Origin of the sequence: Pseudomonas sp. 5P_3.1_Bac2 (assembly GCF_025465995.1) — a bacterium.
Lineage (GTDB): Bacteria > Pseudomonadota > Gammaproteobacteria > Pseudomonadales > Pseudomonadaceae > Aquipseudomonas.
Map to the genome: position 1 here is coordinate 15,772 of NZ_JANLNY010000013.1, position 23,524 is coordinate 39,295.

Below are 23,524 nucleotides of genomic sequence, written 5' to 3' on the forward strand. Positions count from 1 at the left end.
GTACTGCCGTGGCCGACTATCAAGCGTTTACTGTCGAGGTGGCGGATAAGGTTGCCCATGTGGTGATCAATCGACCCGAGAAAGCCAACGCCATGAATGCCGACTTCTGGCGCGAACTGGTCGAGATCTTCCAGTGGATCGACGATAACGACGGCGTGCGCGCGGTGGTGATCTCCGGCGCCGGCAAGCATTTCTCCTCGGGCATCGACCTGATGATGCTGGCCTCCATCGGCACTCAGTTAGGTAAAGACGTCGGTCGCAACGCTGAAAAGCTGCGGCGCATGATCCTGCAACTGCAAGATTCGTTTAACGCCATCGACAATTGCCGCAAGCCGGTGCTGGCGGCCATCCACGGTTACTGCCTGGGCGGCGCCATCGACATGATTGCCGCCTGCGACATGCGCTACAGCACCGTCAGCGCGCAGTTCGCGATCAAAGAAATCGATATCGGCATGGCCGCCGATGTGGGCACCCTGCAGCGCCTGCCGCGCATTATCGGCGACGGCATCATGCGCGAGCTGGCCTACACCGGCCGCACCATCGACGGGGAAGAGGCGCGCAGCATTGGCTTGGTCAACCGCACCTTTGCCGATGCCGACAGCTTGCTCGACGGGGTAAAGGCCATTGCCCGGGAGATTGCCAGCAAGTCGCCGGTGGCGGTGCGTGGCACCAAGGAAATGATCCGCTATATGCGCGATCACCGCGTCGACGATGGTTTGGAATATGTCGCCACCTGGAACGCAGCGATGTTGCAGTCAGTGGATCTACGGGTGGCCATGACCGCCCAGATGAACAAGCAACCTGCTGAGTTCGCCGACTGATCGGCCCCCGTCCGTCCCCCTCATCAACCCCGCAGGAGGCGTAACCGCCCATGGTCGCAGGAGCCACGTCGCTTAATCTGGTGCGTGAAGAACTGTTCAGCACCATCGAAGAGGCTGAGCTTAGCCTTGAGCAGTTTATTGCTGACCGGCCCAATGGCAGCCTGCTGCAACAAGCGGTTGAGAACCTGAATCAGGTTCGCGGCACCCTTAATCTGGTGGAACTGACCGGCGCCGAGCTGCTGGCTCAGGAAATGCTGCAACAGGCGAACGACATTCCTGCTGGCGCCGGTGCCGAGCACGATGCGCAACTGGCAGCCCTGAGCAATGCGCTGTATGTGCTGCGCCGTTATTTGGAATCGGTCGACAACTACCGTGTGGAGATGCCCGAGCTGCTGTTGCCGGCCATTAATGATCTGCGCCAAGCCGGTGGTCAGCCGCCGTTGCCTGAGAGTTTCTTCTTCAATGTGCGCCTCGATCCGGCGCGGCCGCCTTTGCCTAAGCCGGCGCCGGTCAGTGAAGACTTGCCCCGCGAAACCCGGCGCTTGCGCCATATGTATCAGATCGGTTTGCTCGGCCTGCTGCGTGACGACAACCTCAGCTCCAGCCTCAATCTGATGCTGCGTGCGCTTAAGCGCCTCGATCATCTCTACAGCGCGCAACCCAGCGGACGTCTGAGCTGGGTTGCTGCCGCGGCGGTGGAAGCGCAGATCGACGGCCAGTTGTTGCCGCGTAAAGCCCGTAAGCAGCTGTTCGCCCGAGTCGATCGTGAGCTCAAGCAATTGACCGCTCCTGAACACAGCAGCGCCAAACCACTGCTTAAAGAGCTGTTGTATCTGGTGGCACTGGCTGACAGCAGCGGCCCTTACGCCAGTCAGGTACGCGAGGCGTTTGCCTTGAGCTCGCTGCCCTTTACCGATCATCTGCTTGAAGAGCAATACCAGCGTTTGGCCGGGCCGGGGCAGGCGGTGATGCGTTCGCTCAGTGCGGCGATTCGCGAAGAGCTGGCGAGCCTTAAAGACATGCTCGATTTGATGGAGCGTGGCAGCGTCAGTGGCGACAGTTTGAGCAATCTGCATACGCTGCTGGGCAAGCTGAGCAAAACCTTAGGCATGGTCGGCCTCACTTCGGCTGGCAATGCTCTGCACGGTCAATTAGCCCATGTGCTGCAGTGGAGTGATACACGCCCGCCGTCCGGTACTGAGCTGTCGCAACTGGCGGATGTGGTGTTGTATGTCGAAGGCATGGTTGCCAGCCTGGTCCCGGACTCGCGGCCCAAACCGCCGCAGCCGCAGGATGAGGCCGAATCCTTTGCCGCCCACCAGTTCAACGAAGCGCGGATCGTCGTGCTGGATGAAGCGCGCTCGGGTTTGGCCTTGGCCAAACGGGCGATCACCGCGTACTTGGAGTCAGGCGGCGAGCGCATGCATTTGGCCAACGTGCCCTTTAGCTTGCAAGCGGTGCGCGGCGGCCTGTGGTTCTTGGATCAAGCCCAGGCGGCGAGTTTAGTTGGCTCGTGCGCTCAATATATCCAGCAGCATATGTTTGAGGCCGCGCAGATGCCCTCGCAAACGCAGCTGGAAACCTTGGCCGATGCGCTCAGTAGCTTGGAATATTACCTAGAAGGCGGCGCCGTGAAGCGCACTGATCGCGCCAGTGTGCTGGATCTGGCCGCTGACAGCGTGCGTGCCCTGGGCATGCCCGTGGAGGCGTAAATGTCCCGTTGGCAATCAGCTTTAATCGATCCACAACTGCCTGGCGGCTGGGTGTTGGCGCACTGCAAACAGCAGTTTTTAGCCGACGACAATGGCGTCTTATTCCCCCGGGAATGGCTGAAGCGCCAAGGCCTGCCAGTGATAAGCGAGCAGGGTCTGGGGCATCTTGGTGATGATCCCATCTATCTGCTGGAGCTGGCGCAGCCGGCCACGGTGCTGGGCTGCAGCTGGCTGGGCTTGCGCCAGTTTATGCTGCAGGACGATGACGAGCGCTTCCATATGCTCAGCTACGCGACTCAGGTCGGTACCTGGGCCCGTGAGCATCGCTTTTGCGGCAGCTGCGGCGCGGCGAATGTGCAGATCCCCGGCGAGCGGGCGATGTATTGCCAAACGTGCGATCTGCGTAACTATCCGCGTTTGTCGCCGAGCATGATCGTGCTGCTCAGCCGGGGTGATGAAATCCTGTTAGCCCGCTCGCCACGCTTCGTGCCGGGCATGTACAGCACCTTGGCCGGGTTTGTTGAGCCGGGCGAAACCGTGGAGCACTGCGTGGCCCGCGAGGTGCGCGAAGAGGTGGGGCTGGAGGTGCACAATATCCGCTACATGGGCAGTCAGCCGTGGCCGTTCCCGCATTCGCTGATGTTCGGCTTCCATGCCGAATACGCTGGCGGCGAGCTGCGCTTGCAGGAGGATGAAATCGAGGATGCGCAGTGGTTTAACGTGCGCCAGTTGCCCCCATTGCCAGCCTCGCGTTCTATCGCGCGCTACCTGATCGACAGCTATGTGGCGCAGCGTTTGGGCTTAGCTCAGCCAGTGCTGCCAAGCTAGGCGGGCGGTCAGGGCCAGCACCATCAAGATAAACAGCGGGCGGATAAACTTGGCGCCACCTCTGATGGCGCTGCGGGCGCCCAGGTAGGAGCCGAGCATCAGCGCCAGGCCCATGGCGATGCCCAGTAGCCAGGCAATCTTGCCGCTGATGATAAAGATGCTCAGGGCACAGGCGTTGCTGACGAAGTTCATGCAGCGCGCCACACCGCTGGCGCGCAGCAAATCCAATGGATACAGAAGCAGGGTGGAGACCGTCCAAAAGGCCCCGGTGCCCGGGCCTACCACGCCGTCGTACATGCCTAAGCTCAAGCCCTGGGGCCATTGCCGGCGCTGTTTGATCGGCGCGTCGGCATCTGCGGCCACGTCAGGGGTTTTCGCCACCAGCATGTACAGGCCGCAAGCAAACACCACCACCGGCAACAACATATTCAGCCACTGCGAAGGCATCCAGTGCGCCACGACGGCGCCGATCAACGCGCCAATGGCCGTGGCCCATAAGGCATTGCGCCACTGCTTGGGGTTGAACAGCTGGCGCTTGTAAAAGGTGTAACCGGCGGTGGCCGAGCCAAAGGTGGCGCAGAGCTTGTTGGTGCCCAAAGCGATATGCGGCGGCAAGCCGGCGGTCAGAAGAGCCGGGATGGTGAGCAGGCCACCGCCACCGGCAATGGCATCAATAAATCCGGCAATAAATGCCACCAGCACTAACACTGCCAAGGTCGACAGCTCAAGTCCTAGGTCTAGGGGCAACCCCATAAGCTTTGTGTCCTGCGTCTAATTGCGCGCTGCACGGCTATTCGGCAGGCGGGAGGCTAAGCATAATGCCGGCTATTGATGGCACAAGGAATATTGGCCGATGCAATATGGCGCTCTAGCTTGGGCGTTTGCCCTGTTTAGCCTGTTGGCGATAGGGTTGGCGGCTCGCTTGTTGATCAACCGTAAGTGGTTTTTAGCTTGGCTGCGCGGCACTGTTGGCCTCCTGCTGTTAGTGGCGGCGGCAGGTATTGCTGGGGTGGCTTATGACCTGTACAGCTACCGCACGGTGGGGGCTAAACCCCTGGCGACCATTAGTTTTAAGGCCGTTGGTCCGTTATACCAAGTGATGGTTCTGGAGGGCGCCGAGGAGCGTCAATTCAGCCTCGAAGGCGAGCTGTGGCAGTTGCAGGGGCGCTTGTGGCAATGGCGTGGTCTGGCACAGATGTTGGGTCTGCGTGATGGATACCGTTTGCAGGCGCTGCAGGGCCGTTACTTAAGCATCGAACAGCAGAATCAGGCGCCTGCCCAGCCCGTGGCATTGGCCCGCAGCCCTTACGGCATCGACCTGTGGCAGTGGCTGCACGACGGCTCTCATAGCCTGTTCGTTTTCGAGACCAAGGCCTTGCAGGTGAATTTTTTGCCCATGGCTAATGATGCGGTCTACACCTTGAGCCTCACTCCCACAGGCCTGCTGGCTGAGCCATTGAATCAGGCGGCGCAGCAGGCGTTGCAGGAGTGGCATTAGCCGTCTGCTAGGGGCTTAGGAGAGGAAGCCGCCGTCGACGTTCAGCGCCACACCCGTGGTGTAGCTGGACGCATCGCTGGCCAGATACAGCACGGTGCCGGCCATCTCGCTAGGATCGGCCACGCGCTTAAGCGGAATACGCTGCAGGGCGATATTGAGGATGGAGTCGTTCTTGGTCAGGGCCGAGGCAAACTTAGTATCGGTCAGACCCGGCAGCAGGGCGTTGCAGCGGATGCCAAACTGCGCGCACTCCTTGGCGAAGACCTTGGTCATGCTGATCACCGCCGCCTTGGTCACCGAGTAGATGCCCTGGAACTCACCAGGCGACACGCCATTGATCGAGGCCACGTTGATGATGCTGCCGCCACCATTGGCCTTCATCAGCTTGCCGCCTTCGATGGACATAAAGTAGTAGCCGCGAATATTCACATCCACGGTCTTCTGAAATGCCGCCAGGTCGGTGTCCAGCACGTTGCAGAACTGCGGGTTGGTGGCAGCGTTGTTGACCAGAATATCCAGGCGGCCGAACTGCTCTTTGATCTGGGCGAAGATGCTTTGGATCTGCTCCATCTCACCGATATGGCAGGCAATCGCCGTGGCTTTGCCGCCGGCTGCGATGATCGCGTCAGCAACGGCCTGGCAGCCGTCGATTTTGCGGCTGGAGACGATGACGTGGGCGCCTTGTTGCGCCAGCAGTTTGGCGATGGCCTCACCGATGCCACGGCTGGCGCCGGAGACGAAAGCGATCTTGCCGTCGAGGTCGAATAGTTGAGTCTTGGACATGGGGCTATTCCTTTAAGTTAAGCGACCGCCAGGGCCGATTACAGCTGTGATTTGGCAATAACTTGCAAGCACATCTGCTCCAGCAGTTTGTTCATATGAATAAACTGGGCGAAGCGTTTGTCTTGGGTTTGCCCGTGGTAATAGCGGTAGTAGATCTGCTGCACGATGCCGGCCAGACGGAACAGGCCGTAGGTGTAGTAGAAGTCGATGCTGGCGATCTGGATGCCGGCGCGCTCGGCGTAGTAGTCGACGAACTCTTGGCGGGTCAGCATGCCCGCTGCATTGCTCGGCTGGCGGCGCATCATCTGCACAGGTGCCGGGTCGCTGGCCTCGATCCAATAGGCGAGGGTGTTGCCCAAGTCCATCAGCGGGTCGCCAATAGTGGTCAGCTCCCAGTCCAGCACGCCGATGATTTGGCTCGGATCTTTGGGGTCGAGGATCACGTTATCGAAGCGGTAGTCGTTGTGCACGATGGCGGACTTCGGATGATCCGCGGGCATCTTGTCTTTGAGCCAGGCTTTGACCGGCTCCCACAGCGGTGCGTCGGGAGTCAGGGCTTTTTCGTAGCGATCGATCCAACCACCGATCTGGCGCTGCACATAGCCTTCCGGCTTGCCTAAGTCACCGAGGCCACAGGCCTGATAATCGACGTTATGCAGCTCCACCAGCTTGTCGATAAAACTCTGGCACAGGGCGCGGGTTTGCGCCGGGCTGAAGTTCAACTCAGTCGGCATGTCCGAGCGCAGGATGATGCCGTTAACCCGCTGCATGACATAAAACTCAGCGCCAATGACCGACTCATCCGTGCAGTGCACATAGGCTTTGGGGCAATAAGGGAAACCAGCATTGAGCTGGTTCAGAATACGGTACTCACGGCCCATGTCGTGGGCGGATTTAGCCCGGTGGCCAAAGGGTGGCCGGCGCAACACGAACTCTTGCTCGGGGTATTCCAGCAGGTAAGTCAGGTTCGACGCACCGCCTGGGAACTGGCTGATCTTAGGCGTACCGCTGAGCGTGCTGATATGGGCTTTGAGGTACGGATCGATCACCGCAACGTCGAGTTCTTCACCTGCACGAATGCTGGTGGACTGGTCAGTAAGCGCCATAGTTATCCCTTCTATTGAGGTTAGGTGGCGAAGATAAATGTCTAATCTAATGTGCTGTCCGGGCCTCAACAACCGCTCTGGGCCTTTATCGATTAGCGTGTTGGCGCTTAATCAAACTGCCTGATTAAACCGCCTGGCACTTCTGCGCAGACGAAAAAAAACCGGAGCCAGGGACTCCGGTTTTACGACTCACGCTCAGCGCAAGCTTAAACTGGGAACAGTTCGCCCAGTTTCATTGCCAGCATCATGTCGCCTTCGGCGCGCAGTTTGCCAGCCATGAACGCTTGCATACCGTCGGTCTCACCGCTGGTGATGCCTTTGAGGGTTTCGCTGTCCAGGATCAGGGTCACGTTGGCGTTTGGGTTGTCGCCTTGCTCAACGGTGCAGGTGCCGTCTTTAACGATCAGGGCGTAGTTTTCAGCATCTTCGATGTTGAATTGGAAGACCAGATCCAGGCCGGCAGCAGCGCTGGCGTTGAACTTGGAGTGCATAGTTTGGACGATGTCTGCAACGCTCATGATGGTTTCCTTTTTCTTGGGTTGTACTAGCGCGGGTAAGGCGCAGTGGGCCGGACTTATCGGTAAGTGATGAGCTCCGGCGCCTTCAGCAGCTGCAGATGCGTATGGCTGTTGAAGGAAGCTAGGCTCACTTGCTGACCGCGAAACTTTAGGCAGCTTAGTGAGGTATTGACGATTTGCCAGTTCAGCTCAAAAGCCTGAGCTGGCGCGATACCGGTAATCAGGTGGAGCAGGGCGGTGATGGTGCCGCCGGAAGTAAATACGGCAATGTGCTGCTTGTCATGGGCTTGCTCCAGCAAGCGCCCGAGGCCGCCTTGTACTTGGCTGACGAACTCGCTCCAGCTTTGCAGGCCCGCTTTGGGGTGTTCACCGGACAACCAGCGCGTCATCACCTTGGCAAAAATCCGTTGAAACTCAGCGCGGTTTTGCTTGGCGTTGCGCAGTATTTCTAGCGCCTGGGGCTCCTCGCCGAGCATGTCGGGCAGCAGGGCGCGAATCACTGCGTCAGCATCAAACTCGTTAAACGCAGAGTCCAGTTCGTGTGTGGGTACTGGTAGTTGGGCCGCCTGCAATTGCTCGAGGGCACAGCTGGCAGTGTGCTGCTGTCGGCGCAGGTCGCCGCTGATGCTGCGATCCAGGCGGGCCCCCAATTGCGCTAGATGCGCACCTAATACTTCAGCCTGACGAATACCGATGGGCGAGAGCACATCGTAGTTGTCGGCGCCGAAGGAGGCTTGGCCATGTCGAATCAGGTAAATGCTGCCCACGTCGGCTGGATTCCGCTGCGGTAAAAGTCAGGCGAGGTTATGGCTAAGCACCGGGCCTGTCAACGAAAAAACATACGCTTGTTTGAATTTGCGCCGAGCGTACTGTCGCACAATGTCCTGCCCCCCTCGCTGGCCGCTTATCTTAGGCCTAGGTATGCTGGGGCACATTTATCCGCACAAGGTGACAGGCGTGGAGTTTTTTGCAGAGTACTTGGGCTTTTTAGCCAAGACGGCCACCGTGGTGGTGGCGATTGTGGTGGTGCTGTTGACCCTTGCTGTGCTGCGCAGCAAAGGCCGGCAAAGCGGCGGGCAGTTGCAGGTGAGCAAGCTCAATGAGTTCTTCAAGCAGTTGCAGGAGCGGGTCGAGCACGCCGTGCTGGATAAGGATCAGCTCAAGGCCGCCAGCAAAGCTGCGGCTAAGGCTGCCAAGGCGCAGAAAAAATCCGGGGTGGTTAAACCCAAGGTCTATGTGCTGGATTTTGCCGGCGATATCAAAGCTTCGGCAGCCGACAGCTTGCGTCACGAAATCACTGCTTTACTGAGTACGGCAACGCCCGCTGATGAGGTGGTGCTGCGTTTGGAAAGTGGTGGCGGCATGGTCCACAGTTACGGCCTGGCCTCGTCGCAATTGGCGCGTATCCGCCAAGCGGGCATTCCGTTGACGGTGTGCATCGATAAAGTCGCGGCCAGCGGCGGTTACATGATGGCCTGTATCGGTCAGAAGATTATCTCGGCGCCGTTTGCCATCCTGGGCTCCATCGGCGTGGTGGCGCAGTTGCCGAACGTCCATCGCCTGCTGAAGAAGCACGATATCGATTACGAAGTGCTCACCGCCGGCGAATACAAACGCACTCTGACCGTGTTTGGCGAGAACACCGATAAGGGCCGGGAGAAGTTCCAGGACGATCTGGAAACCACCCACGAGCTGTTTAAAAGCTTTGTGGGCCAGTACCGCCCGCAGTTGGACATGCAAGAAATTGCCACTGGCGAAGTGTGGCTGGGCATCGCGGCTCTGGAGAAAAAACTGGTCGATGAACTCAAGACCAGCGACGAATACCTGGCTGAGCGGGCCAAGCACGCTGAGCTGTTTCATCTGCACTATGCGCAAAAGAAAAGCCTGCCTGAGCGTGTGGGCTTGGCCGGCAGTCTGGCACTGGATCGTTTGCTGCTGAACTGGCTCAGCCGCCTGCAACAAGCACGCTTTTGGTAAGCCTGGGATCGCAAGGGGACGCACATGAGTCAATTTACTGCACTGCAAGTGAGCGAAAGCGCCTCGGGCGCCTTCCTGCATAACATCGTCACGCGTGATGTAGCGGCCTTGCCTGAAGGCGAGCTGCTGATCCGCGTGCGCTATTCCTCGCTCAACTACAAAGATGCCCTTTCGGCCTGCGGCAATCGCGGCATCACCCGCGAGTATCCGCACACCCCAGGCATCGATGCGGCCGGTGTGGTGGAGAGCTCCAGCGTCAGCGAGTTTGCCGTCGGCGATGAGGTGATCGTCACCGGCTATGACCTAGGGATGAACACTGCGGGCGGCTTTGGCCAATATATTCGTGTGCCCGCCAGCTGGGCGCTGAAGCGTCCACAAGGGTTAAGCCTGCGTGAGGCCATGGTGCTGGGGACAGCTGGCTTAACTGCCGCACTGTGCGTGGAGAAACTGGAACAGACCGGACTCACTCCAGAGGCGGGTCCCGTGCTGGTCACCGGCGCGACCGGTGGCGTCGGCAGTGTGGCGGTGGCGCTGCTGAGCCGCTTGGGCTATCAGGTGGCTGCGGCCACGGGCAAAGCGCAGCAGGCTGACTTCCTCAAAACCCTAGGTGCGCAGCAGGTGATCAGCCGTGAGGAGCTACAGGCGGGTACTTCACGTCCGCTGCTCAAAGAACAGTGGGCCGGGGCGGTGGACTGCGTGGGCGGCGATATTCTGTTTAACGTGGTCAAGTCGCTCGGCTACGGGGCTAGCGTGGCCTGCTGCGGCCTGACGGCTGGGGTGGAATTTAAGGCTTCGGTGCTGCCGTTTATTCTGCGGGGCGTGAACTTGCTGGGCGTCGACTCGGTGGAGTTGCCGCTGGTGGTTAAAGCCTCCATGTGGGACAAGCTGTCGCTGCAGTGGAAGCTGGATCTTGAACCCCTGGTTACTGAAATCAGCCTGGCGCAATTGCCTGAGGCCATTCAGCACATCTTAGCGGGGCAGCAAGTTGGTCGAGTGTTGGTGACGCTCGACTAATCCATCGCACTTAGCAAAACGCCCTGGCCGATCAGCTCTGCCAGGGCGTTTTGCTAAGTGCGATTAGCTACTGCGTCACCTGTCGATCCATTTCATCGATGCACGCTTGCATCTGTTCGCGGCAGTCTTTCATCAATTGCGGGATGTCTTGATGGTTCAGCCCGGCAGTGGGGATCGGCGCCAGTGAGCGCATGCGGATTTCACTGCCACGCCAGCGATTGACATCGATATGCCGTGGGTAGCTGCTGACGCACACCGGCAGGATTGGCACTCCGGCAGCTAAGGCCATCTGGAAGGCGCCTTTCTTAAACGGCAGCAAACCTTTGCCGTGGTTGCGCGTGCCCTCCGGGAAAATCCAAATCGAGGTGTCGCGATTCTTCAGCGCATCGGTGGTGGCATGCAGTGCTTTGCGCGAGCGCATGGGGTTGCTGCGATCAAGCAACATATTGCCCGCGAGCCAATATTGCTGGCCGAAAAACGGCACCCACTTCAGGCTCTTTTTACCCACGCTGACGGTGCGCGGCGGCACGATGCGTCCCAGCACATAGAGGTCATAGTTGGATTGGTGGTTGCAGATGATGATGCACGAGCGCTGGTGGTGGGTCAGCGAATCGATGTTGGTATTCAGGCGCCAGCGCAATATCCATAGAGTGGGGATGCTATAGAGGCGGGCGCACAAGCGGCTGTTATCTGGATTAAATGGGCGACACAGACAAATCACTAAGCCCACGATGCCGGCGAACACAAAGTTCACCCCAATGGCCAGCATGCGTAAAAGAAATAGCATCGGCATTGCCCTTGAATACAAAGCGCCAAAGTTTAAGCAAGCATTCCCCTTAGGGCAAATGATCTAGACTGCTTAGTCAGCTCTTCTCTGGCACAAACAAAAACGCCGCCACAACTTAGCATTGGGGCGGCGTTATCGATTGCGTGGGGCGAGCTTACAGCGCGTGCTGTTTATCCAGCTCAACAGCCTCGGCTAATTCATCCAGCAACGCTTTGCGCACTTTGAGCTTGGTGTTTTTGTGCGCACTCATATTGATCTTCTTCATCTGCTGGGCCACGGCTAAGGCCGTAGCTTGCAGTTCTTCTGGGGCGACCAGTTTGTCGAGGAAGCCCGCTTGCAGCGCACCTTGCGGATCAAACATCTCGCCATTGATCACTGAGCGCTGGAACACCGCTTTGCCCAAACGATCCTTAGCCAGAGCAATGCCGGCGTGGTGCATGGTCATGCCGATCAGCACTTCGTTAAGGCCGATGCTGAAAGGGCCTTCAACGCCAATGCGGTAATCCGCCGACAGCAGCAGGAAGGCACCTTTGGCCACCGCATGACCCGGGCAGGCGACGATCACGGGATAGGGGTGAGCCAGCAGACGGCGCGCTAAAGTTGAGCCCGAGGCCACTAAGTTGATCGCATTCAGCGGGCTGGAGGTCATCACCTTAAGGTCGTAGCCACCCGAGAGAATTCCCGGTTGGCCGGTGATGATGACGATGGCTTTGTCCTGCTCGGCACGGTCTAGGGCCGCGTTAAAGGCGCTGACCACATCCGGTGAAATGGCGTTTACCTTGCCGTTGGCCAAGGTCAGGGTGGCAATGCCATCGTCCAATTGGTAGCTGATCAGATCGCTCATTATTAGGTTCCTTGTACAGAGGTGGGGGCAGACGTTACGCATCCCGGCCCATCAGGTAAAGCGCCGCGACTGACTGATTAGTCAGCGTGCAGTCGCTGCTTTCAGTGAGCGCTGGGATGTTTAAGTGCGTTGCCTGCGCTAAGCAGTCGCCTACTGACTGGGTTGGTTTGGCCGTGCTAGACCGACGCCTCACCATCGGCAGTCGGCCCAAGCAGTGATCCGCCTAGAGCCAATGGCTAGTCTAGCTAATGCTTTGCCTTAGGCTGAGGCGGCTGTCCAGTTAAAGGGGCGCGCGTGTTTACCTCGCAGGCGGCTGCGAGCCGCCCGGCGCAAACTGCACAATTTTCATAAGCGCATGAATCTTTTGAAAAAAAAGTTTGTCATTCGGCAAGTGTTCGGATAGATTAGCGCACCTCGAAACGGCAAACGCCTAACGAGATCCGGTGAAGTGTCCGAGTGGTTGAAGGAGCACGCCTGGAAAGTGTGTATACGGGAAACCGTATCAAGAGTTCGAATCTCTTCTTCACCGCCACTTTCAAAAATCTTAAAGCCCTGAAAGCTAACAAGTTTTCAGGGCTTTTTGTTTTGCGCTTGTCGCCCGTGTCGAAAACGCCTTTAAGCTCCGCTGCTCAATAGCGGGTTTAACCGCAACGCCTCCTGTAAATAATCCGGTGTCATGTGCCCCCAGCGACTAGTCATGGCCAATAAGCCGTGGCCGAGGATTTTTGCAGGGGCAGGATATTACCGCCGCGTATTGCCGCGTGACTGGCGAAAGTATGGCGCACTACTTGGCTGGCCTGGCGTTTGGATCGGTGGATCGAGGTTTCCCAACGTCACGATTAAATCCATCCAGTTCATGACGGTAGGGTGGATGACGCTCTTCTCATCCACCGCTTCGCGGTACATAACAACGCCTGAAGAAATCCTGATTTAAGCGTCTAGTCTGAGCGCCAGGCTAGCCACGCAACTTGCGTCAGGTCTTCTGAGTGGTGGACAAGCTTCGCGTGTCCATCCTACTGGCTGGTTATTCTTCAGCGGGGCTTTGCCGATCCGCCTCGACCGCTGCGGTAAAGCTCTTCAGGGCAGCGGTGTTTTGCGGATGTTTTTGTTCGAACTTTTGCCGCGCATCTAGCATCAGTGAGCGATTTTTTACTGCCCATTCAAACAAGGCTTTAAGCGGTATGAGCAAGTCGCAGCCGAGTTCTGTCAGTTCATAGTCGACCCGCGGCGGGATGGTGGGGTACATGGTGCGTTCGACGATGCCGTCCTGTTCCAGCCCTTTCAGCGTTAGGGTCAGCATCCTCTGCGAGATACCCGCCACCTCGCGGCGCAGCTCGCTATAGCGCAGCGGTCCATTCTGCAGGGCACCTACCACCAGTACGGTCCATTTATCGCCAATCCGGGCTAGGGTTTCGGCGATGGCTTTACAGCTGTTATGGCCGTTGAGGGGCGCCTCATTACGAACATCTGTGTGCGTATCGGTCAAAAAAGTGCCTTCTTGTTTAAAGATTTACTGATACCTAGTATAGCCCTACGAACAAAATGTTCGCGACTCGCTGGGCTGTCGCGCTATCCCCAAACAGCACTCTGCATGGTGTTTATAGGCGGGGCATAGGTCATGCCGGCCCGCTGATTGACTGCCACTCCCTCATAAGGGGAACACAGTCATCTCGTGGCAACGAGCATCCGGGGCAATGAGTTTTTGCGGATAAGCCCGCCATCAGGCTGCTTGGTCATAAATGCCAAGGCCTGTTTCGCGTCAGATAAGGAGGGCTACGCCATTGTGCCGCTGCATCTTTACCCCGCGCAGCCGGTTGTCCAAACATTGGTATGCCAGTTCGGTGCAATCCACCGCACTGCATCAGGAGAGACGCTATGAGCAATGTGATTATTCATGTAAGTCCACTGACTGCGCCTTGGTCCGGTAGTGATCCGTTCCTTTTTTGCGCTCATCACCTTGACCATTACCCGGCCAGCGATGGTGATATGGGTGTACCCGCCGCAGCACTGAACGGACGTCCGCTGGGCAACGACTTCAGCCGCCAGGCGGGTTTCAATATGTACTACGGGGAGCGCGTGCCGGGTTTTCCTGCCCATCCGCATCGTGGCTTTGAGACCGTCACCTTTGTGCGCCGGGGTTATGTCGATCACAGCGACTCATTGGGCGCCACGGCGCGCTATGGTGCCGGCGATGTGCAGTGGTTAACGGCGGGCAAAGGTATTCAGCATGCGGAGATGTTCCCGCTGCTGGATCAAGACGCCGACAACACCCTCGAGCTGTTTCAGATCTGGCTCAACTTGCCAGCCAGCGATAAGTTCGCAGACCCTGAGTTCAAGATCTTCTGGCGTGAAGACATTCCTGTGTGGCGCCAGCCTGACCCGCATGTGGCCAACGCGGTAAATGAGGTCACGGTGATCGCTGGCACTTTTGCTTCAGAGACCGGCGCGGCGCTGACGCCACCGAGCCCGCCAGCGCATTCTTGGGGCGCTCGGGAGGACGCCGAGTTGGCCATCTGGGCGATTAGATTGTCGCCTGGGCAAAAGCTGACACTGCCTGCTGCCCAGCGTGATGGGTTGCAACGTGTGCTGTATGTGTACGGTGGTGAAAGCCTGACTGTGGCTGGCCAGGCATTAGAAGCGAGGAGCCAGATCCAGCTTGAGCCACAGGCTGCGTGCGAGATCAGCAACACAGGTACCAGCCTGCTGGAAATCATGCTGATGCAAGCCCGGCCGATTAATGAGCCGGTGGCAGCGCGTGGCCCCTTTGTGATGAACACTGAGGCTGAGTTGCACCAAGCCCGACTCGACTACGGCCGCACTCAGTTTGGCGGCTGGCCTTGGGATCAAGCCGGGCCGCTGCATCGCGCCGATGTGGGGCGCTTCGCGACTAACCCCAATCGTAAGTAGTCCGTTGCCTGTGGGTGGCAGGTGTCTTCGCCACCCACTGTGTTATCGGCTGCTTGAGCCTGGGCCGCAGAGCTAGCGCCCCTAGTCTGCAACGACTGTGATGCTTAGCCGGCGATGCGTTGTTTGGCGATGCGCAGGGTTTTGTAAGTCGTGCGCTGGGCTTGGCTCTGCTCCAGCGCGTCGAGGAAGGCTTCCGGTTGATTGAGCGGCAGGCTTCTAAGCAGGGCTAAATCAAACTCCCACCAATGACTGCGCAACAGGCGCTCAATCAGCGCTTCGCTATGGCGGTAGCGGATGATTTTTGCTGGATTGCCGCCGACGATGGCGTAGGGCGGTACATCGCGCGTCACCATCGCTTGGGTTCCGATGATCGCCCCGGTGCCGACGTTAACGCCGCTTAACACTGTGGCACCGTGACCAATCCATACATCGTGGCCAATCTGGCAGTAGCTGTGCGTCGGCGCATAAACCAAGGAATTCCCCTCGTATTGAAAGGGGTGGCTACTAACCCAGTCGGTAGGGTGGTTATTGCGATCTTGACCGAGCATGCAGCCTTGGCCAATCGAGCAGAAGCGGCCAATGCTCTGCACGAGCTGCAGGTGGCTCTCACTACGAATATAGGTGTGTGCGCCAATACTCAGCGCCGGCGACTCAATCCGTACCTGCCCCAAAAACACCTGCTGCTCTAGGCTGACCTGCGCTTTTTTGCTAAACGCCAGCGGGCCATTAGCCACTTTGCCGCCAAATTTACGGATGGCTTTTTTAAAGCGCGAATGGCGAATTAACTCAATAAAATTAAGCATGAGTTTGCTTAGAGACTCCTTGATTGGATCTTGCAAATTTGTACCGCCGGGAAGCTAAAGCTAAGACATATCATTATTTCTATATGCTGACAAAGAGGGCAATGATTAGTTCAGGAATAGATGAGTGTAGATTTATGTGGGATTAGTGTTATGCGAAAAAAATATAAGTGTTTCAGGTTTTTCTGAATGGATCTTTATTTAAATGGTGTTGCGTATTTTATAGGGGACTGTTTGTGGGCTGCAGGCTGGATAGTCTTGGATTTTTAATTTTTAGTGGGCTTGCTGTGAGTTTAGCTGTCGCTTTGCTAAATTAGGGAGTACAAGATTAGATGCTGATTAGGTGATTTCAAGAGCGAATTTTAATTTATTTAATTTTGCGCATGCTTTTCGGTTAAAGATTAGTTCGAGGTTGTGGCTGTCTGCTAAATTAGCAGGGCTAGCTATTATTTTTTGGCTTGGTCTTGGTGAGTTTGAGAGAAGCACTCCTGGTGATTATTTAATAATACGGTGGATAGCGTGGCGAAAAATGTTTTGGATACCGAGGCGCAAAGGGCGTTTGATAATCGAGCCAATGAAATTTATGAGAGGATTTTGACAGCGGGTAGTGATTTAAATTTAAAGTTTGAAAGTGCTATGCGTGAGGTCACAGAATCCTATGTCCTTGCGCATAGTTACTATCTCGAAGAGTTAAAGCCGGAAGTCAGAAAAAGTTTGACTCCATCCATAAATGAGTTGCTATTTAGTTGTATCCAGAAGGCCGTGAATGGTGCCCCGTTAAGTCCTGATGTGTACTGGGTTAATAATGCCAAGGCCCGCCAGGATTTTTCAGGTGAGTTTATCCTGCCAGGTGGTAGGTACTCGTACGATAACCCAGATGTAATTTATCGATTGATTCCTATTAGCGTGGATGCCCGATACGTTGTTCGTGGTGCACAGAACACGGTGGGCGGTAACAGCGATTACACCTATTCATTGATAATCAATCCAAACTCACAGAATACGGTTGGTTATCTTGATAAAAAGACCTTGCAGGTCGGAGTTGATGGCAGTTATGAAATCTATATAGATACGGATCCGCAAGGTGAGCGTTTGAATCATATCGCCTCGGTGCCAGCGGCTAGATTTTTATTTGTCAGGCATACAATTGGAGATTGGACTAAAGAGGTTCCAGACACTCTTTCGGTGGAAATATTAAGTTCGCCAGATAAGAAAACTAGAACGCTTGAAGAAGTGATTGATGAGTCATTGATTAATCTGCAGGAGAGTGTAGTGACCTATGGGGTTGGTGCGATGGGGCTAAAAACCTATAAAAATAATGAGGTTAACACGTTGCCGGCGCCAACACAGTCAGAAATTCTAGGTACGTTAGTCACTCAAGCTAGTTCGTTTGGGCATATTGATATCGCGGGCGATGAGGCCTTTGTGATTACCTTGGTAAAGTCTGATGCAGATTATTTTGTTGTGCCGATGTCCAATGCTTGGATCATTTCTGTGGATCCCGCTACGCATCAATCGAGCCTGAATATCAAGCAGTCATTCGTTAACAATGATGGCAGCTACACCTTTGTTGTGAGTCTATATGACCCTGGTGTGGCTAACTGGCTCGATCCAGCCGGGCTCCACGAAAGTACGATTATGATTAGATGGCAGAATGTCACAAAAGAGTCGACCCCAAGTGTAACTTGCCAAGTTGTACCCGTTACTGAGCTGAAAAATATCCTACCCGCTGAAACGCAGTACCTCACAGTCAGTGAGCGAGCAGAGGTATTACGACTGCGCAAGGAAGGCTATGAGCGACTGACCAGTTAGTAGGTGGTGGAAATACTTGACCCAGTCACCATGGATGACTTGAGACCTGGGTAATGTGCAAGTAAATTTCTACTGGTATGTAACTGTTTTCCTCAAAACTGCTTATCTTAATTAAAGCTACGAAACACTAAGCTTTCGTGGCTTTAATTCAGTTCTACATTTTTTGTGCATTCAGCTTTAGCGAATGAGCACCTACTAATCAATTCCCAGCCTTGGCCTTACTCACCCGATCCAGCAAATACACCAAGCCGTGATAGTTGATACCGCTATGGCTACTTAGGCCTATTTCGCAGGTGCGGCTGGTGCTGATGCCTTCGTGGCAGTGTTGTACTGCTGGTTTTAAGCTGCGCAGGGCGTGCTGGTTCAGCTCTGGCGTGGTGAAGCCTTTATCGCCGGCGAAGGCGCAGCAGTGGATACCTTCGGGGATGACCACTTCCGTGGTACAGCGTTTAGCGATATCAATCAGGCCCTGGGCTTCGCCTAGGTGTTGGGTACTGCAGGTGATATGCACGGCTACCGGCTCGCGTTGCGGCTCAATGTCCAGGCGATCGAGCAGATGCTCGCGGATAAATTTCACCGGGTCGTACAGCTTGAGCCCGCTGCCTGCTTGGCCTTCGCTCAAGCGCAGGGTGCAGGGGCTGGTGTCGCAGTAGATCGGGTCGAGGCCGCCACGGCTGGCCTGGTGTAGGGCGTCGAACAGTTGCTGGCGCTTGGCGTCGGCTTGTTCGGGGTAGCCTTTGGAGGCGAAAGGTTGGCCGCAGCAGAGGTTGTCTAGCCCTGTTGGGAAGATCACAGCGTAGCCGGCTTTTTCCAGCAGCGCGCGGGTTTTATCCAGCAGTGAGGCTTGCTCCTGGTCGCCCATGGCTGGGCCCATGACCCGTGATACGCAAGCCGGCAAATACACGACGCGGGGCCGGCCATCATTAGCCGGTGGGCTGATGATCTTCAGGGTCTGCACTGCTTGTGGCATGGCCGGCGTCCACTGTGGCAGGTGGCCTTGGCTCAGTTTGCTTAACGCTGCTGAGGCACGGCCTAGGTTGGCATCACCCAATAAACGCTGCGCACTGTTGGCGGCTTTAAGCACAAAACGTGTGCCTTGCAGGCTGCGCTTAAAGTGCTCGGCAAGCCAGGTGGCCCGGCGCGGATGTTGGGCGGTGCGGGCGCGTAGCTTACGCACCAGGTTGCCGGTGTTAATGCCCACCGGGCAGCGTTGGGCGCACAGACCGGTGGCGGCGCAGGTATCGATGCCTTGGTATTGGTAAGCCGCTTGCAGCTCGCTGGTATCAAGGCCAGCTCGTTGTTTGGCCTGGATATCGCGCCACATGACGATGCGCTGGCGCGGGCTTAAGGTCAGGCCTTTAGAGGGGCAGACAGGCTCGCAAAACCCGCACTCGATGCACTTGTCGACGATCTCATCGGCTGCCGGCAGCGGCTTCAGGTTTTTCAGATGCAGGCTGCTGTCGGTGGACAGAATTACATCCGGGTTAAGGATGCCCTGAGGGTCGAGCAGACGCTTGATTTGCCACATCAGCTGATAGGCATCGTGCCCCCATTCCAGCTCCACATAGGGCGCCATATTGCGTCCGGTGCCGTGCTCGGCTTTCAGCGCGCCGCCAAACTCCACGGCCACTAGCTGCGCCACGTCATCCATAAAGGCCGCGTAGCGCGCCACTTGCGCAGGAGTGTCGAAACCTTGGGTGAACACAAAGTGCAGGTTGCCTTCCAGCGCGTGGCCGAAAATGATCGCCTCGCTATAGCCGTGGCGGTCAAACAGCTCCAGCAAACGCTTAACCCCGGCGGCCAGTTGCTCAACGGGGAAGGTGACGTCTTCGATAATCACCGTGGTGCCGGTCTCGCGCACCGCGCCAACGGCGGGGAAGGTGTCTTTACGGATCTTCCACAGTTGGTTGTACACGGCAGGATCGGTACTGAACGCCACCTGCTTTTCCAAGGGGAAAGCGCTGATGGAGTCCATCACTTGGCTAAGTTGCTCGCTGAGCAAGCTGTCGCTGGCGGCGCGCGATTCAATCAACAGCGCGCAGGCACCGGCAGACAGTTCGCGCACCCAGTCCGGCATCCCGGCCATGTTCTCCACCGAGCGCAGGCTGCGCCGATCCAGCAGCTCCACGGCGGACACCGGCTGTTGTTTGAGGATGGGCACGGCGCGGCAGCAGCTTTCCACATCGGCGAACACCAGCAAGGCGCTGGCCTTGTGTGGATGATCCGGCACGGTGTGGTAAGTCACCGAGCTGATAAAACCCAAGGTGCCTTCGCTGCCCACCAGCAAATGACTGAGGATATCCAGCGGTTGATCAAAGTCGACCAAGGCATTGAGGGATAACCCGGTGGTGTTTTTGAGCCGGTATTTATGTCGGATCTTATGGCTTAGCTCTGTGTTGGCGCGGGTCTGCCGCGCCAGTTCGGCAAGCTGCGCGAGTAGATCACGGTGGCTATTTGCAAAGTGCGCCACACTGGCGGCGTCTTCCGTATCCACTGCCGTACCGTCGGCCAGCACCAAGCGCATGCCGGCCAGGGTGTGGTAGCTGTTTTGCGCGGTGCCGCAGCACATGCCGCTGGAGTTATTGGCGACCATGCCGCCGATTTTGCAGGCGTTGATCGAGGCCGGGTCCGGGCCGATTTTACGGCCAAAGGGCGCCAGCCAAGCGTTGGCCTGGGCGCCGATCACCCCCGGTTGCAGGCGGATTTTTTCGCCGTCTGCCTGAATCTCGCGCCCATTCCAGTCATCTCCCAGCACCAGCAGCACCGAGTCGCTCACAGCTTGGCCGGAGAGGCTGGTGCCGGCGGCGCGGAAGGTCACCGGCACCTGATGTTGCCCGGCGAGCTGAAGCAGGGCGATCACCTCCGGCTCGCTTTCCACGCGGATCACCAGTTTGGGGATCAGCCGGTAAAAGCTGGCGTCGGTGCCGAAGGCCAGGGTCGATAGGGCGTCGCTAAAACGCCGTTCGCTGGGGATCAAGGCCTCGACGGCACGGCTAAAGGCGCTGGGCAAACTCATGCAAACTCCGCTATCAGGCTGTGGCGTGGTGCAGCTCGCGGACCAACGACTCGACGCTGATCTCGCTGATGGATTTAGCCCCGGTGAGCACCATGGCCACGCGCATTTCTTTTTCGATCAAGTCCAGCAAGTTACTGACGCCAGCACCACCAGCAGCGGCCAGAGCGTAGATAAAGGCGCGGCCGAGCAGCACGCTGTCGGCGCCTAGGGCCAACATGCGCACCACATCGAGGCCGGTGCGAATGCCCGAGTCGGCGAGAATCGTCAGCTCACCTTTGACTGCATCGGCAATCGCCGGCAGGGCGCGGGCGCTGGACAGCACGCCATCGAGCTGGCGGCCACCATGGTTAGACACCACAATCCCGTCGGCGCCGAAGCTGACGGCGTCTTTGGCGTCCTGCGGATCGAGGATGCCCTTGATCACCATCGGCCCGTCCCAGAACTCGCGGATCCACTCCAGATCCTTCCAGCTAATCGACGGATCGAAGTTATTGCCCAGCCAGCCGATGTAGTCGGCCAGCCCGGTCGGGTTGCCCCGATAAGTAGAAATATTGCCCAAGTCATGGGGCCGCCCCAGCAGGCCCACATCCCAGGACCAGCGCGGGTGGGTGACGGCTTGCAGCATACGGCGCAGCGGTGCGTTGGGGCCGCTCATGCCGGAGTGAGCATCGCGGTAACGGGCGCCAGGCACCGGCATGTCCACGGTAAACACCAAGGTGGTGACGCCTGCGGCTTTGGCCCGCTCCAGGGCGTTTTTCATAAAGCCGCGATCCTTCAGCACATACAGCTGGAACCACATGGGCCGGTTGATGGCCGGGGCGACTTCTTCAATCGGGCAGACCGAGACGGTGGACAGGGTAAAGGGGATGCCTTTGGCTGCTGCGGCCTTGGCTGCTTGGACTTCGCCCCGGCGTGCGAACATGCCGGTCAGGCCCACCGGCGCTAGGGCCACGGGCATGCTCAGGGTTTCCTTGAACAGCTTAGTCTCCAGACTCAGCTCACTCATATTGCGCAGCACCCGTTGCCGCAGGGCGATGTCGGCCAAGTCGCTGACATTACGCCGCAGGGTGTGCTCGGCGTAGGCGCCACCGTCGATGTAGTGGAACAAGAACGGCGGCAGGCGTCGTTCGGCGGCGGCGCGGTAGTCGGTAGAGGCGGAGATGATCATGGCGTCTGAGTCCAGTGGTAAGGGTAGAGGCGCTACGAAAAAGCGCTGTGGGCAGTGGGTTTTCGTAGCGCAACTGCGGCTGAGTTAAAGGGCCTGCGCTCACGCAGGCCCGCTTGAGGTTAGTGCACCAGCATGCCGGTCAGCCAATAGGCTTGCACCAGAGTGATCAGGCCGACAAACGCGGCGAAGATCAGGCTGTGCTTGAGGGTAAAGCGGAACAGGTCCGACTCCTTGCCGACCATGCCGGTCGCCGCGCAGGCCACGGCGATGGACTGCGGCGAAATCATCTTGCCGGTCACGCCACCACTGGTATTGGCTGCCACCATCAGGGTCGGGTCAACCCCGATCTGCTGCGCGGTAGTGGCTTGCAGCGAGCTAAACAGGGCGTTGGACGAAGTGTCCGAGCCAGTCAAAAACACCCCCAGCCAACCGAGGAACGGCGAGAAGAAGGGGAACAGCACGCCGGTGCCGGCCAGCACCAGGGCCAGGGTGCTGGACATGCCCGAGTAGTTGGTGACGAAGGCGAAGGCCAGCACCATGCCAATCGACAGGATCGGCCACTTCAGCTCCACCACCGTGTGTTTGAAGGTGCTGAGGCCGGTCTTCAGGTCAATGCGCAGCACCAGCATGGAGATCAGCGCGGCGAGGAAGATCGAGGTGCCGGTGGCGGAGATAGGGTCCAGCTTAAACACCGCAGGCATGGCGGTAGGAACGGCGACAATCGGTGCGGTTTTGATCACCAGTTGATCCAGATACGGAATCGCCAGATTGAATACCGTGCTGTACATAGCGCCGCCCGCAGAGAACAGCGCTTTGAAGGGTTTCAGCGTCCAGATGGTGACCAAGACGGTGAGGATCAAGAACGGCGACCAGGCCTTGAGGATCTGCCAGAAGCTGTAGTTCAGCTCGTGCTTCACCGCGGCTGGCTGATCGGCCCGGCGCCGTGGCCGCCAGACTTTAAGGAACAGGGTCAGGCACACCAGGCTCACCAGCGCCGAGGTGATGTCCGGCAGCTCTGGGCCAATAAAGTTGGAGGTGAAGTACTGCGTCAGCGAGAAGCTCAGACCCACGACCAATGCCGCGGGCCAGGTTTCTTTAATGCCGCGCCAGCCATCCATCATCGCCACCAGCCAGAACGGCACGATGATCGACAGCAGCGGCAGTTGCCGGCCAGCCATGGCGCCGATATCGAAGGCGTCGATGCCAGTCACTTGGCCGGCGACGATGATCGGGATGCCCAGCGCGCCAAAGGCTACTGGGGCGGTGTTGGCGATTAGGCACAGGCCGGCGGCGTATAGCGGGTTAAAGCCCAGGCCGACCAGCAAGGCGGCGGTGATTGCGACCGGCGCGCCAAAGCCTGCGGCACCTTCCAAGAAGGCACCAAACGAGAAGCCAATCAGCAGCACCTGCAAGCGTTGGTCGTCGGTGATCGACAGCACGGAGCTGCGGATAATCTCGAACTGGCCGCTCTTGACTGTCAATTTATAGAGAAACACCGCCGCGACGATGATCCAGGCAATCGGCCACAGACCATACAAAAAGCCATAGCCGGCTGCGGCAAAGGCCATGCTGGCCGGCATATCAAAGGCGGCGATGGCCACCAGCAAGGACAGGGCAAGGGTGATGCCGCCGGCCACGTGGCCCTTGAGGCGCATCACGGCCAGGGCCAGGAAGAAGAACACGATCGGCACTAAGGCGGCGATGGCGGAAACGCCTAGGCTTCCGAGCGGAGCGTAGATTTGTTGCCAGGTTTGCATGCTGGGGGACTCTTAATTGTTGTAGGCGTGGCAGAGAGTCGACGCGCTGAAGAACTGACGTCAGACCAGTTTGGATAATTGGTAAGACCAATTTACAAATAGCCGGATCAGAATAAGATTTATGCTGAGCGTGCGTCAAATTGTCGGACTACGACTTTCGGCGTATAGCCGCGCGT

General features: G+C 57.7%; 20 protein-coding genes and 1 tRNA gene. 9 read left to right on the top strand and 12 right to left on the bottom strand.

Translation table 11 applies throughout. The features are described 5' to 3' along the window. Nucleotides 1-8 precede the first annotated feature (8 nt). From NTD81_RS10040 to nudC, 3 genes are read left to right on the top strand one after another with little or no spacing between them, the layout of a single operon-like run. Nucleotides 9-821: a crotonase/enoyl-CoA hydratase family protein gene (locus NTD81_RS10040; protein WP_262182108.1), complete on the top strand. Its 813-nt coding sequence runs from the start codon at nt 9-11 to the stop codon at nt 819-821. A 50-nt stretch (nt 822-871) separates the two neighbouring features. Further along, entirely contained in the window at nt 872-2,533 is a 1,662-nt protein-coding gene (locus NTD81_RS10045; RefSeq protein WP_262182109.1) for a ferrous iron transporter B, read from the top strand. After that, a complete protein-coding gene (nudC, locus tag NTD81_RS10050) occupies nt 2,534-3,361 on the top strand; it encodes an NAD(+) diphosphatase (RefSeq protein WP_262182110.1) in 828 nt (275 codons plus the stop codon). It abuts the gene before it with no gap. Here nudC and NTD81_RS10055 read toward each other — a convergent pair. After that, a complete protein-coding gene (locus NTD81_RS10055; protein ID WP_262182111.1) occupies nt 3,335-4,114 on the bottom strand; it encodes a TSUP family transporter in 780 nt (259 codons plus the stop codon). The two genes, nudC and NTD81_RS10055, sit on opposite strands and share 27 nt — an antisense overlap. Before the next feature lie 100 nt (nt 4,115-4,214). On the opposite strand from NTD81_RS10055, the gene NTD81_RS10060 reads away from it, so the two are divergent. Further along, the gene (locus NTD81_RS10060; protein ID WP_262182112.1) at nt 4,215-4,859 is read left to right on the top strand and encodes a hypothetical protein; all 645 of its coding nucleotides are present in this window, start codon (nt 4,215-4,217) and stop codon (nt 4,857-4,859) included. Nucleotides 4,860-4,874: 15 nt separating this feature from the next. On the opposite strand, the gene NTD81_RS10065 is transcribed toward NTD81_RS10060, so the two are convergent. From NTD81_RS10065 to NTD81_RS10080, 4 genes are all read right to left on the bottom strand, one after another. Further along, nucleotides 4,875-5,642: an SDR family oxidoreductase gene (locus NTD81_RS10065; protein ID WP_262182114.1), complete on the bottom strand. Its 768-nt coding sequence runs from the start codon at nt 5,640-5,642 to the stop codon at nt 4,875-4,877. A 38-nt stretch (nt 5,643-5,680) separates the two neighbouring features. After that, nucleotides 5,681-6,748, bottom strand: a complete 1,068-nt coding sequence (locus tag NTD81_RS10070; protein ID WP_262182116.1) for a phosphotransferase family protein — start codon at nt 6,746-6,748, stop codon at nt 5,681-5,683. A 206-nt stretch (nt 6,749-6,954) separates the two neighbouring features. Continuing rightward, nucleotides 6,955-7,269 (bottom strand): SCP2 sterol-binding domain-containing protein, encoded by a 315-nt coding sequence (locus tag NTD81_RS10075; protein ID WP_262182155.1) that lies wholly within the window; start codon nt 7,267-7,269, stop codon nt 6,955-6,957. A 53-nt stretch (nt 7,270-7,322) separates the two neighbouring features. After that, nucleotides 7,323-8,033, bottom strand: a complete 711-nt coding sequence (locus tag NTD81_RS10080) for a histidine phosphatase family protein (protein WP_262182117.1) — start codon at nt 8,031-8,033, stop codon at nt 7,323-7,325. Nucleotides 8,034-8,223: 190 nt separating this feature from the next. On the opposite strand from NTD81_RS10080, the gene sohB reads away from it, so the two are divergent. Next, entirely contained in the window at nt 8,224-9,243 is a 1,020-nt protein-coding gene (gene sohB, locus NTD81_RS10085) for a protease SohB (RefSeq protein ID WP_262182118.1), read from the top strand. Nucleotides 9,244-9,267: 24 nt separating this feature from the next. Further along, the gene (locus NTD81_RS10090) at nt 9,268-10,257 is read left to right on the top strand and encodes a YhdH/YhfP family quinone oxidoreductase (RefSeq protein ID WP_262182120.1); all 990 of its coding nucleotides are present in this window, start codon (nt 9,268-9,270) and stop codon (nt 10,255-10,257) included. A gap of 67 nt (nt 10,258-10,324) precedes the next feature. Here the strand turns inward: NTD81_RS10090 and NTD81_RS10095 are convergent, their stop codons facing one another. Together NTD81_RS10095 and NTD81_RS10100 are read right to left on the bottom strand one after the other, a co-directional pair. Then, complete coding sequence (locus NTD81_RS10095) at nt 10,325-11,044, bottom strand: 1-acylglycerol-3-phosphate O-acyltransferase (RefSeq protein WP_262182121.1); 720 nt, start codon at nt 11,042-11,044, stop codon at nt 10,325-10,327. Between the two features lie 154 nt (nt 11,045-11,198). Beyond that, complete coding sequence (locus NTD81_RS10100; protein WP_262182122.1) at nt 11,199-11,888, bottom strand: crotonase/enoyl-CoA hydratase family protein; 690 nt, start codon at nt 11,886-11,888, stop codon at nt 11,199-11,201. Nucleotides 11,889-12,330: 442 nt separating this feature from the next. On the opposite strand from NTD81_RS10100, the gene NTD81_RS10105 reads away from it, so the two are divergent. Further along, nucleotides 12,331-12,420 (top strand) — tRNA-Ser (locus NTD81_RS10105). Nucleotides 12,421-12,912: 492 nt separating this feature from the next. Here NTD81_RS10105 and NTD81_RS10110 read toward each other — a convergent pair. Next, nucleotides 12,913-13,374, bottom strand: coding sequence for a winged helix-turn-helix transcriptional regulator (locus NTD81_RS10110; protein ID WP_262182123.1), 462 nt, complete (start codon nt 13,372-13,374; stop codon nt 12,913-12,915). Nucleotides 13,375-13,763: 389 nt separating this feature from the next. Here NTD81_RS10110 and NTD81_RS10115 point away from each other — a divergent pair, with 389 nt between their 5' ends. Then, complete coding sequence (locus tag NTD81_RS10115) at nt 13,764-14,795, top strand: pirin family protein (RefSeq protein ID WP_262182124.1); 1,032 nt, start codon at nt 13,764-13,766, stop codon at nt 14,793-14,795. 104 nt (nt 14,796-14,899) lie between these two features. Here NTD81_RS10115 and NTD81_RS10120 read toward each other — a convergent pair whose 3' ends face one another. Continuing rightward, nucleotides 14,900-15,598 (bottom strand): CatB-related O-acetyltransferase, encoded by a 699-nt coding sequence (locus NTD81_RS10120; RefSeq protein WP_262182126.1) that lies wholly within the window; start codon nt 15,596-15,598, stop codon nt 14,900-14,902. A gap of 516 nt (nt 15,599-16,114) precedes the next feature. On the opposite strand from NTD81_RS10120, the gene NTD81_RS10125 reads away from it, so the two are divergent. Further along, the gene (locus NTD81_RS10125; RefSeq protein WP_262182127.1) at nt 16,115-17,407 is read left to right on the top strand and encodes a hypothetical protein; all 1,293 of its coding nucleotides are present in this window, start codon (nt 16,115-16,117) and stop codon (nt 17,405-17,407) included. A 199-nt stretch (nt 17,408-17,606) separates the two neighbouring features. Here the strand turns inward: NTD81_RS10125 and NTD81_RS10130 are convergent, their stop codons facing one another. The 3 genes from NTD81_RS10130 to NTD81_RS10140 all read right to left on the bottom strand — a co-directional run bounded on the left by NTD81_RS10130 (nt 17,607) and on the right by NTD81_RS10140 (nt 23,348). After that, nucleotides 17,607-20,423 (bottom strand): FAD-binding and (Fe-S)-binding domain-containing protein, encoded by a 2,817-nt coding sequence (locus NTD81_RS10130; protein WP_262182128.1) that lies wholly within the window; start codon nt 20,421-20,423, stop codon nt 17,607-17,609. Between the two features lie 13 nt (nt 20,424-20,436). Further along, a complete protein-coding gene (lldD, locus tag NTD81_RS10135) occupies nt 20,437-21,591 on the bottom strand; it encodes an FMN-dependent L-lactate dehydrogenase LldD (protein WP_262182129.1) in 1,155 nt (384 codons plus the stop codon). A 119-nt stretch (nt 21,592-21,710) separates the two neighbouring features. Beyond that, nucleotides 21,711-23,348, bottom strand: coding sequence for a lactate permease LctP family transporter (locus NTD81_RS10140; protein ID WP_262182130.1), 1,638 nt, complete (start codon nt 23,346-23,348; stop codon nt 21,711-21,713). Nucleotides 23,349-23,524: the final 176 nt, after the last annotated feature.